Source organism: Gluconacetobacter brunescens (assembly GCF_048695475.1).
In the GTDB taxonomy this organism is placed as follows: Bacteria; Pseudomonadota; Alphaproteobacteria; order Acetobacterales; family Acetobacteraceae; genus Gluconacetobacter.
Genome location: NZ_JBLHEN010000001.1, coordinates 2,677,704 through 2,691,263, shown reverse-complemented (window position 1 = coordinate 2,691,263; position 13,560 = coordinate 2,677,704). Strand labels below are relative to the sequence as shown.

At 59.7% G+C, this 13,560-nt stretch carries 7 protein-coding genes; 5 read left to right on the top strand and 2 right to left on the bottom strand.

The genetic code is table 11. From position 1 onward, the window contains the following. Positions 1-249 precede the first annotated feature (249 nt). The 5 genes from ACMAUO_RS12010 to ACMAUO_RS11990 all read left to right on the top strand — a co-directional run bounded on the left by ACMAUO_RS12010 (position 250) and on the right by ACMAUO_RS11990 (position 9,440). A complete protein-coding gene (locus tag ACMAUO_RS12010) occupies positions 250-666 on the top strand; it encodes a hypothetical protein (protein WP_420357096.1) in 417 nt (138 codons plus the stop codon). 30 nt (positions 667-696) lie between these two features. Continuing rightward, the gene (locus tag ACMAUO_RS12005; protein WP_420357095.1) at positions 697-3,708 is read left to right on the top strand and encodes a glycosyltransferase; all 3,012 of its coding nucleotides are present in this window, start codon (positions 697-699) and stop codon (positions 3,706-3,708) included. Positions 3,709-3,734: 26 nt separating this feature from the next. Next, positions 3,735-6,683, top strand: a complete 2,949-nt coding sequence (locus ACMAUO_RS12000) for a glycosyltransferase (RefSeq protein WP_420357094.1) — start codon at positions 3,735-3,737, stop codon at positions 6,681-6,683. A gap of 75 nt (positions 6,684-6,758) precedes the next feature. Further along, positions 6,759-7,862 (top strand): glycosyltransferase family 61 protein, encoded by a 1,104-nt coding sequence (locus ACMAUO_RS11995; RefSeq protein WP_420357093.1) that lies wholly within the window; start codon positions 6,759-6,761, stop codon positions 7,860-7,862. A gap of 201 nt (positions 7,863-8,063) precedes the next feature. Next, positions 8,064-9,440, top strand: coding sequence for a hypothetical protein (locus ACMAUO_RS11990; RefSeq protein ID WP_420357092.1), 1,377 nt, complete (start codon positions 8,064-8,066; stop codon positions 9,438-9,440). Positions 9,441-9,497: 57 nt separating this feature from the next. Here ACMAUO_RS11990 and ACMAUO_RS11985 read toward each other — a convergent pair whose 3' ends face one another. Both ACMAUO_RS11985 and ACMAUO_RS11980 read right to left on the bottom strand, forming a co-directional pair. Next, on the bottom strand, positions 9,498-10,916 hold the full coding sequence (locus tag ACMAUO_RS11985; protein ID WP_420357091.1) for a glycosyltransferase family 2 protein: 1,419 nt from the start codon (positions 10,914-10,916) through the stop codon (positions 9,498-9,500). 233 nt (positions 10,917-11,149) lie between these two features. Next, positions 11,150-13,519, bottom strand: coding sequence for a phosphoketolase family protein (locus ACMAUO_RS11980; RefSeq protein WP_420357284.1), 2,370 nt, complete (start codon positions 13,517-13,519; stop codon positions 11,150-11,152). Between the last annotated feature and the right edge of the window lie 41 nt (positions 13,520-13,560).

Genomic DNA, 13,560 nt, shown 5'->3' with positions numbered 1-13,560 from the left:
ATCCAGCATAGTGACACTGTTCTTTTTGCACAAAAGAACCCAGGATGGCACACGCCCTCCTTCTACATAACCACGAAGAAATAAAAACCGTATCTTTATTAAATATTCACTCTTTATCCGCATAAAAAGACCGACAGACAACCCGGCTTTATGCGTAGGGTGATAAAAATTTTTACCTTATATTTACTTCCAAGCGGTATCCAGCGGAAGAGATATCCATTTTACAGACTCTTGCGCTGGAGGAATATTGTGATTCTTTATTCTTCAATTCAACATATATTAAAAACTGAAAACGGAAAAATCGTTCTTCCAGAGGACGTTTTCAAATTCCTGATAACCTCCTACCTGAAGACCGTGCCGTTTGACGAAGCGGCCTATCTGCGGGCGAACCCCGATGTGGATGCCGCGATCCATCGCGGCGAACTGAAAAATGGCCATGACCATTTCACCCAGGTCGGTTTCTTCGAAGGCCGCGACACCGACGGCAGGGAATTCGACGAGAAATGGTACCTGAAAAATAATCCGGATGTCGCTGCCTCCGTCCTTCGCGGCGAATGGACCAATGGCAAAATGCATTGGCTGACTGTCGGCCGCGCGGAATTGCGGGCTCCATCCAAGGCGCTGGAACCAGTCTATGACACCTGGCGCGGCTTCTGCGTCGCGTAACGTCCCCATGACCGAACAGGCCGGCGCATAATGGAGACGACGATCGACAGCTTCGTGCGGAACATCTCCGCCCGGTACGGCGACGTTCTCTCGTCCCGCCACGAGGAGCTGGAAGGCGTTCCACAAACCCCGGAAGCCATCCTGCCCCGGCTGGAATATCTGCAACGATCCCATCCGAGCGCGCGCGACATCACGCTGGGGATCGGCTTCTGCCGGCTGGCACTGCACGAGCCACGCGCTTCGGAGGCTTTCGAATTTCTCTCGTCGGTCACCCTCTCGCCGCTGGCCCGATTTTTCCTGCTGATCACCCGCATGCGTTTCGGTGCCCACGACCGCGCCTTTGTCGAACTGCGTGCCCTCCTGCGCGAAACCGCGGTCATTTTTCCCGATATCGCCTTCCCCCTTTTCAGCGCCATCGCCGAAGCCAATCGCTGTTCAGGGTGGTGCGCCATGCTGCCCGACGGGCGCCTCGTCGCCGGCCTGCCGGACCATGCCGCCCGCGACCTCACCCTGCGCCATGACGGAAAGGAACGCCCCGCCGACCTGACCTTGCTGGCCCACCCGCCCGGCTACCAGGTCTGGGAAATCGGCAATTTCACCCTGCCGTCCCATCTGCCACGCATCGACATCCTTCATGAGGGTCGCGGCCTGCTGGGCAGCGGCATCGACAGCCGAACGGTCTGGACCTTCGAAGGATTCATCGAGGGCGCCACCGAGGGTCTGAGCGGCTGGTGCCGCTACCCCAACAATCTGGCAGCCACCGACCATATCCAGATACGCATCGCCGAAGACGACCGCACGCTGTTCGATACAACGGTCGGACAGACCGGTGACGAGCGGCATGACGAACCGCTCTGGCCCGAAAAGCCACGTACCGACTTCATCATTCCATGGCACGACCTCCAGGGCGACCGGACGCCGGCGGTCAAGGTCACCGACCGCTTCGGCCGCGCCTTCTACGGCAGCCCGCTCGACCCCCTCGCCGGCGGACGCTACGCCCGCACCCAGGCGGAATGGGTCGCCACGCAGTTTCCCAGCACGCACCCCACAGCGGTGCGGCCAAGTTTCAACCAGCCCTTCCCGACCCTCTACACGCCCCGCTTCGCGGTGCCCGAAACCGATGCGCCCACCATCTCCGCCCGCCGGGTCGCGGTCATCATTCCCGTCTATCGCGGCTATGAGGTCACGCGCACATGCATCACGCTGGTCCTCCAACATCGCGGACCGAACGAACGGGTGGTCATCGTCAATGACTGTTCACCCGATGAGCGGATCACCGCCTTTCTCGACACATTGGCCGATCTGGATGGCGTCACGGTCCTGACCAACGCCCGCAATGGCGGCTTCACCTTTTCCTCCAATCGCGGCCTGCGCACCGTGGAACGGGATGAAGACGCCATTCTGCTGAACAGCGACACGCTGCCGCCCTCGCACTGGATCGCGGCCCTGCGACGCACCGTCTATCGCGCGCCCGATATCGGCACCGCCACACCGCTCTCCAATGCCGCGACGATTTTCAGCTACCCCAGAGCAGACGGCCAGAATCCCGTGCCGATCTATGAGGAGGTCGTCGAGACGGCGAAGCGCCTCGCGGCATGCGAGAGCGACGCCCTGATCGACGTCCCGACCGCGCATGGCTACTGCATGTATATCCGCGCCGAGTGCCTGCATCAGACCGGCCTGCTGCGCGAGGACGTCTTCGCGCAAGGCTATGGCGAGGAAAATGATTTCAGCCGCCGCGCCGCCGCCCTGGGCTGGCGCCATGTGGCCTGCCTGCACACCTTCGTCGGCCACGCGGAAGGGCAATCCTTCAGCGCCGTGCGCAACGACCTGATCCGCCGCAACCTGGCAACCCTCAACGGCCTGCACCCCGGATATGACCGCATGGTCCAGGCCTGGCAGGCGCGCGATCCGCTACGCCCCTTCCGCCGGGATCTCGATCTTTCCCGCCTGCGCCACGCCATCGCCGGGCGACCCGTCGTGGCGCTGCTGACCCATGACCGACAGGGCGGCGTCCAGCGTTTCGTGACGGAGCGCGCGCGTGAAAATCTGGCGGCCGGCCGTGTGCCGCTGATCATCTCGCCCCACCGGTCAGGCAACGAGGGCGCGGGCTGGACGATCATCCCCTTCCTGCCGGAGGATTATCCGAACATCACCGCGCCGCGAAAGGGCGCGGAGCTGCGCACGCTGCTGCTCGACCTCGGATGCAGCAGGATCGAAATCCACAGCTATATCGGGGCCGGAATCCGCGACGTTCACTGGGTCTCGCGCAGCGGCATCGATTATGTCGTGTATCTGCACGATTATTCCTGGTTCTGCCCGCGCATCACGCTGGTGTCGCACAACAATCTTTATTGCGGCGAGCCGGCGCGGGATGTCTGCCAACGCTGCGTCGCCGATCTGGGCCCCCTGAACAGCGACGACGCCCCCCTGGAACTGCTGCGCGACCTGAGCAACGATCTGTTCCGGCGTGCCGGCGCCATCATCGCCTCCTGCCAGGATGTCGCGGACCGCTATCGCCGCCATATCGACGCCCCGATCACCCTGGGCCAGTGGGAACCGCCCGTCCCGACCCACCCCGCGACCTTCCTGCCGAAGGCGCCGGACGAGATGCGGCGCATCCTCCTGATCGGCGCCATCGGGATCGAGAAGGGTTATAATATCCTGCTCGCGCTCGCCCGGCATGTCGCCGATCACGACCTGCCGATGCGCTTCGTCATCATCGGCTACACCTGTGACGATCCAAGGCTGCTGGCCACCGGCGTCGTCGAGATCACAGGCCGTTACGGCGAGCACGAACTGGCCGCCCTGATCCGGCACCACCCGTGCGACTGGGGCTTCCTGCCCGCGATCTGGCCGGAAACCTGGTCCTATATCCTGACCGAATTCTGGCGGCGGGACATACCGGTCATCACCTTCGATATCGGCGCGCCGGCCGCGCGCGTCAGGGCAACGGGCACCGGCCTGGCCGTGCCGCTGCACCTGCCCATCGCCTCCCTGGCCACCGTGCTGCTGACGCCCTGGCTGCTCCGCATCCATTGACCCCGGCCGACGACAAGGACGCGATCATGACCCCCATGGACCAGCCGGCGGAACGACCGGCCACGAAGCCCGCATGGTGGCAGTTCGATGCCACCTGGTATCGCCACCGCTACGCCTTCATCCCCGCCATCGCCGACCTGCGGGACGAGGCGGATATCCTGGCCTTCTACCAGGAATGCGGCGAACCCCTGGGCCACTCCCCCAACCCGTTCTTCGACGAGGAATGGTATCGCCAGGCCTATGCCGACGTGGCCGATGCGATTCACGCGCACACGGTCCCGTCGGGCTTCGCCCATTATTGCGCGGAAGGCTTCAGGGACCGCAATCCGAACGGTTTCTTTGACGAACCCTTCTATCGGGAAACACAGCTCGGCCTGTCGCTGGAAGAGATTGCCCGTCACGGCCTGCGCAACGGCTACGATCATTTCCTGTCCTACGGCGCCAGGGAAGGCCGGGACGCCTCTCTTTTCTTCTCCACCTCACTCTTCCTCAAGGAAAACCCGGATTTCCTCCATGACAGCCGCCTCGGCCCGTTCGTCGCCTTCATGGAAAACCTGCACGCACCAGAGAACGCCGCCCGCCGGACATCCTGGTTCTTCGATCCCGCCTGGTACCTGCGGGCCTATCCCATTGTCTCGGACCAGATACCGGCATGGGGCCACCCCCTGCGCCATTACCTGATCACTACGACACCGGCCGCTTTCGATCCCCTGCCCTTCTTCTCCGAACGGTTCTACGCAACCAGCCACCCGGACGTGGCCCATGCCGTCGCGACGGGCGATTTCCGCAACGGCTATGCGCATTTCCTGCGATACGGCCAGCAGGAAGCACGCCGGCCCCATCCGCAGGTCGATCTCGCCGCCTATGCGAAAGACCCCGGCGTAATCGAGGCCATCGGCCTCCAGCACTACCCTACCCCCTTCGCCGCCTATGCCGCCCTCTCCGGCAAGCTGCCGGCCGGCGAGAAGCCAGCGAAAAACGCCGAACTGCATTGCCGCCGCGCCTTTCGCCTGCTGGCCGAGGCACGCACCAGCACCCTGCTGGCCCACCCGCTCGATTTTTCCTGCGACCTTCCCGATTTCAGCGTCGTCATGGTCGTCCACGACCAGTTCGCCTTCACCATGACGGCGCTATCCTCGCTGCGCGCCGCCTGTCCGGAGCCGGCGCAGGTGATCCTGGTCGATGGCGGCTCGCGGGACGACACCACCCGGATCGAACGATATGTCCATGGGCTCGACATCGTCCGGCTGGCCGAAAATATCGGCTTCCTCGTCGGCTCCAACGCCGGACTCGCACGGGTCGCGACCCCCTACGTGCTGTTCCTGAACAACGATGTCGAGATCTTCCCCGGCGCGATCGAGGCCGCGCTACACCGCCTGCGGCAGGAGCCCCGCACCGGCGCCGTGGGCGCGAAACTGATCCGCACCACCGGCCAGCTTCAGGAGGCGGGCAGCATCATCTGGAATGACGGCACCACATCGGGCTACCTGCGCGACGCCTCCCCGCTCTGCCCCGAAGCCAATTACGTGCGGGCAGTCGATTTCTGCTCCGGCGCCTTCCTGATGGTCCGTACCGAACTGGCCAAATCGCTGCACGGCTTCGATTCGCATTTCAGCCCGGCCTATTATGAGGACACCGACCTCTGCGTCCGCATCCGCCAGCAAGGCTTCGACGTGCTCTACGACCCTGACGTGGCCGTGCTGCATTACGAGTCAGGTAGCGGCAATCCGGCTGACATCGACACCATCCTGGGCCGGAATATCGGCAGGTTCTTCCACAGGCACCGCGACGAGATCGAAGGATACTACACGCGAGACAGCGCGAACCTGCTGCGCGCCCGCACCAGCACGCGCGGGCGGAAACACATCCTATTCATCGAGGACTTTCTTCCCCAGCCCGCCATCGGTGCCGGCTTTCCCCGCTCGAACGACATCGTACGCCTGATGGTCGATGATCTGGGCCTGCATGTGACCGTCTATCCGGTCTTCCCGCCGCGCGAGGCACCGGCGGGCCGCTATCGCGACCTGCCGGACCGCGCGGAAATCATCTGGGATCGCGGAATCGCCGACCTGGAATCCTTCCTGCATGCCCGATCGGGCTATTACGACGTCCTGTGGATCGGCCGCACCCACAATGCCGCCCGCCTCCGACCCATCATCGCGTCCTGCCGCGCCCAATTGACGGGCTGCCGGATCATCCTCGATACCGAAGCGGTCGCCTCGCTGCGCGAACGGGGCCGGATGCAGCTGGAAGGCCGGCCGGACCTACCCACGCTGGCGGGCATGCTGCACCACGAATTCCGCGCCACCGATTTCATCGACCGGTTCGTGGCCGTCAGCCCGGCCGAAGCCGACCTGCTCGCCCCGGTGGTGCACCGCGACGTCGCAGTGCTTGGTCATGTCAAAACGCCTGCCCCGCAATCCCGCCCCTTCGCCGCCCGCGCGCATTTCCTGTTCGTCGGCGCGATCCAGAACCCGCAATCCCCCAATCTGGACGCGCTGAGATGGCTGAACGACCGACTTCTACCCGAATATGGCCACCTCCTGCCCCCCGAAGCCCGCATCCGCGTCGCCGGCCATCTCGCGGATGGCATCGACCTCGCTTCGATCCTGACACACCCGCGCTTCGATCTGCTGGGCTTCGTGGAAAACCTGCCGCCACTCTACGAAGCCCATCGCGTCTTCATCGCACCGACCCGCTTCGCGGCCGGCATCCCCTACAAGATCCACGAAGCCGCCGCCCACGGTCTTCCCATCGTCGCAACCGATCTCCTCTGCCGGCAGATCGGCTGGCATCCCGGATCCGATCTCGCCTGCGCCCCGGCCAACTGTCCGGGAACATTCGCGGCGGCCATGAATGAGAACTACACGGACGAGGCGCTATGGAACACGCTGCGAAGAAATGCGATTCACCGAATCTTCATGGAAAACAGGAAGAATGCCTCTCTGGGCATTCTGGAATCGATCCTCGGCTGAAAAGAAAGACCGCATCTCCGCACGCAGCCGCACACAGGAACGGGAAAACAATCCTTTCAAGACAAGAGACCTGCGATGACCGAGAAAAATGGATGGTTCGACATACATTTCCACACCACGGACAGACTGGAAGATTTCGGATATCTACCGGACCCCCATAAAATTTCCTACGGACCCCCCCTTCTGAGCGCGCCCACTCCTGCCATTTTGAATGAGGACGCCATCGGGAACAGGACGATCGTCGACGGTCACCACAGACGGGAATCCGTTCCGGGAATAGAGTACTATTGCCTTCCCGGAAAAAACTTCACCCTGGGCAGCGCGGGTTTCATAAGAAATAATACAAACGACATTTTCTCAAATAGCAATATTTATTCCACATTCGTTTCCGGCGCCATTATTGATTCTCTTCCAGAAAGCTGGCGAGGATCCATTTTCAAAAAAAATGCCGAATCTGTCTTCCATGACGAACCAATCGTGATCCTGATCAATTATCCTTTCGTCTACGGGCATGTTCTCCTGGAAATGTTCCCGAAAATCTATGCTTATGCCAGACTTCAGGAAATGGGCATACGATTCAAAGTCGCAATCCCGATATCCATTCCCGGATGGATGCATGATTTTGTTTCTATGTTTATCAAAACAAAAGATATAATCTACTATGATCACGAGAATGTCGTCATGGAAGCAAGATCCTTTATCATGATTTCCACTCTCAACCGTGGATATATCTTCCATCCGGAAATGAATTGCTTCGTCGGCGAAGCCATCCGAAAAATCCGGACCATTCCCCAAAAGGAAGAGAATACAAAAATCTATTTATCCAGAAGGCTTGCACGCGTCAGCGAACGCGGCGTCGAGAACGAAGAAGCCCTGGAATATTTTTATTCGGGCATCGGATACCAGATCATATACCCCGAGCAGCTCACCCAAAAAGAACAAATCTATATTTTTTCTCGCGCAACAAGAATAGCGGGCCTCTTCGGGTCCGGACTTCATAATACCATCTTCTCACCCCGCAGTGCAAAAGTACTCTGTATCGGGTGGCTCAATGCAATCCAATCCTATATTTCCAATCTGAGAGGACATACAATAGCTTACTACCTGAATGACACTGAACACGGAACGACGATCGATGTCCGGCACATCGAAGACATAACCTGTCAGTATCTGTCATAAAATCATATTCCTCCCTGATGCCCCGACCCGGAGAAGGACCGGAGAAGCACTTGCGGGGCATGCGCGCCGTAATATTCCGAGCAGGTTCCCGGCCGAACGAGAACCCCGCGCCGCGTTACGCCCGGCATGTATTTTCAAGCCTTTGGGCGAAATGCGAAAAGAGGGCGGTTACAGGCAATGAACCACGCGCGCTTAAGAAGCATGATCCTGATCATCGGGCTGTCTTCCAGCATCATCGCTTCTACATCGGGCGCTTTGGGAAAACGTCCTGATAGTCCGACGTCCCTACCAGACGACCGACATGATATTCTCATCCGTCAGGACGGCTCAATACGGCAGCAGGGCCCCGTTCCAACCCCCGGTCCTGATGACCAGGACCTGATGCTCTCGAACGATAACGGGGGTCTGGACGTCAATCGTTCCAACAACTGGCAGGACGAGTCTCCCGTCGTGTTCCTGCATCATAACATGACCCGCCCGATGAATGCCACGAATGGCAGCGGAACCAACGCACTGAAGACCGAATGCGACCAGCGTGCGATGCAGACCAGACAACCTTATTATTGTATCAATTCGATCATGATCGCACGCGGCTATGGCGGCTGGGACAATAATTCGGCAGGTAATTTCTTCGCTGTCCGGCCATCCGATGCGCTGGCCGATGGCAACGGCCATCGAAACCTCATAAATGGCGCCGATATCGGTGTTCGCGACGAGACCGGTTCAGAAGATGGCGGCGGCATGCTGGGCATGGAAGTCGATCTCTATGCGGATGGGCAGGACATTCACCAAAATCGCATGGTCCAGATGATCACGATCGGCGGCGTGAAATCGGACGCCGGCATGACGGCAAACGAGGGCCTGGAGGTCGCCGCAGGCCATAATGCTTTCAACTTTCCGATCAACATATCAGGAAAGTTCAACAAGGCAGCATTTGCATCCTGGGCTGCTACCCCAGCCTGCCGCGATCTGAACGATCTCGGCACCTGCGCTCCCGGCCTCTGGCTTGGTGACAACCAGCGAATCGTCCTGGATCAGGGACAGGATACATATTTCGGCCTGAACAAGAAAACCCTTCGGCTGGACTGGATTGTCAACAACCTCATGGCCCTGTCATTCGACCGGAATGCCGATGCCGAAATTCGGCAGAACCTGAAAGTCGATGGCTCGTCCGCGCTCGACACCGGGCGCATCGCCACGGACGGCAACGGCAACCTGACCGTGGGCTCCCTTCGTTCCGGCGAGGTCCAGGCAACGCATGAAAGTCATTTTTTCTACGATAGCTTTACCGATCCCGAAATCGGCATTCGTCGTGACGCCAAGTTCGGAAGCCAGGGCATCTCGTCGGTCGGAGACATCCATACCAACGGAGATATGGCGGCACGCGGCAATATCAGCGCCACCGGCTACATCACCATCGGCACGCACAGCAAACGGGAACTTCTCTCCCGACGGGCACCGGACGGAGCCATTGCATTCTGTTCCGACTGCCGGCTCAACCATCTGAAAGGCGCATTCGCCGTCTATCATCTGGATATCGGGGCCTGGACGGACACCATGAACAATCCCCTGCGGTAAAGGATTTTCGGATGGCGAACCCATGGCCAGACAGCAATGACCAGGCGGGTGCACGCCCTATATAAGGAACCGCACCTGCGAGATGCTGAGATACCGATCACGTCCCGGAAGGGATATCGTCACTTTTCTAATGGCGTCATTTATTTCTCTTATCGAGATATAGTCCCTGCTGGCTGTCGTTCCACTGCCGAACGACCTGACCGTTGTTTCACCATTCTCATCTTCAAGAATGATATCGAACGGAAACAGCCTGTCCTTGACACCCTCCTGATCGAAGCGGTTGACGACGACCACTTCCCTCAGAGCGACGCCTCGACCGAAATCGGCGCTCCACCATGGATTATCCTGCATGGCGGTATGGTTGTAATTATCGGGACGCATCGAACCATTGGTCAGAAGAGCAGAATCATCCTTCGTCTCTTTTCTGATTGCCCACACAGGATCGACAGAACTCTGCGATGTTTCGATATTTCCTTCATATTCCGGCAATGCAGGCATTTCCCCACATGCCTCTCCTGCCGTGATATGGTCTCCCCGGACCCGGTTCGAGATATCAGGGTATTCGTCTATTATTTTTCCAAAATCTGTAGCCAGTTCCATCGTGTATTTAAGCACCATCTGGATGCACTTATCCTTGTAATCCACGATTCCGGTATATTTCAGTTCACCCCCCAGATAAAATCCGGCGTCTTTTTCGAATATATTCACATTCGGCCGGACATTGAAAAAATCATGATTTTTCAATATCTCCTCAGGACTATTCAATAAAATATTGAATGGATGAATATAATGGCTTCCCGTTCCCTTTTCTGTTTCCGCCCGACCTGCTGCGGTAATCTTCAGCCGTCCTATCACCCATTTATAGATATCCTGCCAGCCGGAGCGTCTGGGATAATGAGAGATGGAAACCTTCTCGGACCTGAAGGAATTCATGGGTATGCCATCCAGATATCCGCAATGGTTTCCGGCATGAATGGAGACGATTCCTTCGAGATTCCCTCTGACGATGACCTTGAAGACATCGAGGGAACTTTTCGTCCGCCACAGAAGCCGGCGCGGAACATTCCTTTCATGACCGTCATCAAAAATACTGTCCGTATAATTGAACATATCCAACGAGACGCTATCGAAATTCTTCGGAATCCCCGCCAGATAGCGTTTCAGGTCATTGCCGACTCGCCTGACATCGACAAATTCGTCCGCATCGAAAAAGAGAACCCAATCGGCAGAAAATCTGTCTTTTGCCAGATTATACAATACGGTATTTCTATTACGTTCATCAAAGATCACACAGCGTCTCTGTATGATGGAAACGGGCAACCCTTCCCCGATCAGGGAATGGACGATGTCCGCCGTATTGTCATTGCTTCCGTCGTCCATCACGATAATATGGTCCACAAGCGCCAGATGATGCCGAATGACGGATTCGATAATATCGTTTTCGTTCAAGGTTCGCGTTACGCCGACCAGCTTCATGTCACCTATCCATCACGCATTCCGTCATCGCCGTGGAATCGGCGAGGATTCCACCGCTCCGGCAGCCCGGAGCAGACCGGACATTCAAACCAGATTCATCTTTACAAATGGTTTGCGACTGCCGGGATGGTCCGAAATAACCGGCCCGGATCAGATGGATATGAGGAAAGACAGATCAGTAACACGCGCTCTGGCGGCGGCGCGGCGACAGGGCGCCACGCCGCCTGCCGATCTTACGACCAGCGCCAGGCCTCGATTTCCGGCAGATCCCGGCCATGCTCCGCGATATAGCGGGTATGATCGACCAGCTTGTCGCGGATCGCCTGCTTGGCATAGGCAGCCCGCGTGGCCAGCCCCGGCACCCGGTCGATCACGTTCGACACCAGGTGGAACCGGTCGAGATGGTTGCGCACCACCATGTCGAACGGCGTCGTGGTCGATCCTTCCTCGCGGAATCCATGAACATGGAAATTCCGCGCATTGGCCCGGCGATAGATCAGCTTGTGAATCAGCTGCGGATAGCCATGGAAAGCAAAGATCACCGGCCGGTCGAGGGTGAACAGCGCGTCGAAGCTGGCATCGTCCAGCCCATGCGGATGCTGGCTGGGAGAATCCAGCGTCATCAGGTCCACCACATTGATCACGCGCACCTTCAGGTCCGGCGCATGCTCCCGCAGCAGCTTCACCGCCGCCAGCGTCTCCAGCGTCGGCACATCGCCGGCGCAGGCCATCACCACATCGGGCGTGCCGCCCTTGTCGTTGCTGGCCCATTCCCAGATGCCGATCCCTGCCTCGCAATGGCGGATTGCGTCATCCAGCCCCAGCCATTGCGGCTCCGGCTGCTTGCCGGCCACGATCACGTTGATGCGGTCCCAGCTTTGCAGGCAGTGGGCGGTGGTCCACAGCAGCGTATTGGCATCGGGCGGCAGATAGACGCGGACGAACTCGGCCTTCTTGTTGATCACATGGTCGATGAACCCCGGGTCCTGATGGCTGAAGCCGTTATGGTCCTGCCGCCAGACATGCGAGGTCAGCAGATAGTTCAGCGACGCGATCGAGCGGCGCCATGGCACCTCGGCCGCCGTCTTCAGCCATTTGGCGTGCTGGTTCACCATCGAATCCACAATGTGGATAAACGCCTCATAGCAGGACAGGAAGCCGTGCCGGCCGGTCAGCAGATAGCCTTCCAGCCATCCCTGGCAGGTATGCTCGCTCAGGATCTCCATCACATGACCGTCGCGCGCCAGATGGTCGTCATAGTCGAACGTCTCGGCGTTCCACGCGCGATTGGTCGCATCCAGCACCGCGTTCAGGCGGTTGGAATTGTTCTCGTCCGGCGACAGCACCCGGAAATTGCGCGATTCCAGGTTCAGCTTCATCACGTCGCGCAGCCATTCGCCCATCACGCGCGTGCTCTCGCCGGTCTCATGCCCCGGACTGGTGACCGCAACCGCATAATCGGCGATATCGGGCAGCCGCAGAGGGCGTTTCAACTGGCCGCCATTGGCATGCGGGTTGGCGCTCATGCGCAGCGTGCCCGTGGGCGCGAGGGCCGCGATCTCGGGGAACAGCCGGCCGGACTCGTCGAACAGTTCTTCCGGCTTGTAGCCGCGCAGCCAGGTCTCCAGCGCCTGAAGATGGCCCGGATGCGTCAGGTCGGAGAACGGCACCTGATGCGAGCGCCAATAGCCCTCGGTCCGCAGCCCGTCGATCTCCTTCGGGCCTGTCCAGCCCTTGGGGCTGCGCAGCACGATCATCGGCCAGGCCGGGCGCTCCGTCTTGCCGTCCTCGCGCGCCGCCTTCTGGATGGCGGCAATGCGGTCGAACGCCAGATCCATCGCCGCCGCCATCTTCTGGTGCATCGGATCGGGGTCATGCCCCTCGACGAAGATCGGATCATAGCCATAGCCGCGCAGCAGCGCCGCCAGTTCCCTGGGGGCGATGCGGGCCAGGATCGTCGGATTGGCGATCTTGTAGCCGTTCAGATGCAGGATCGGCAGCACCGCGCCATCGGTCGCGGGATCGACGAATTTGTTGCTATGCCACGAGGTCGCCAGCGGCCCGGTTTCCGCCTCGCCATCGCCGATCACGCAGGCGACGACCAGGTCCGGATTGTCGAACGCCGCGCCATAGGCATGCGAGAGCGAATAGCCCAGTTCGCCGCCCTCATGGATCGAACCTGGCGTGGTGGCGGCCGCATGGCTGGGAATGCCGCCGGGGAACGAGAACTGCTTCATCAGCCGTCCCAGCCCTTCCAGATCCTGCGACACCTCAGGAAAATATTCGCTGTAGGTGCCTTCCAGATAGGTGCTGGCGATCAGGCCCGGCGCCCCATGCCCCGGCCCGGCAATGAAGAGCACGGAGGTCTCGCGCGCCCGGATAATGCGATTGAGGTGCAGCCAGAGGAAGTTCAGCCCCGGCGTGGTGCCCCAATGGCCCAGCAGGCGCGGCTTGGTATGTTCCAGTTGCAGCGGCTCGCGCAGCAGCGGATTGGCCATCAGATAGATCTGGCCGACGGACAGGTAGTTGGCGGCATGCCACCAGCGGTTGAACAGGGCGAGTTCGGTTTCCGAAAGAGGCGCGACCGACGGAACCTCCGACAGGGGCTCGTTCATTTTCGTTCCTTCCCTTTGACGTTGCCGGC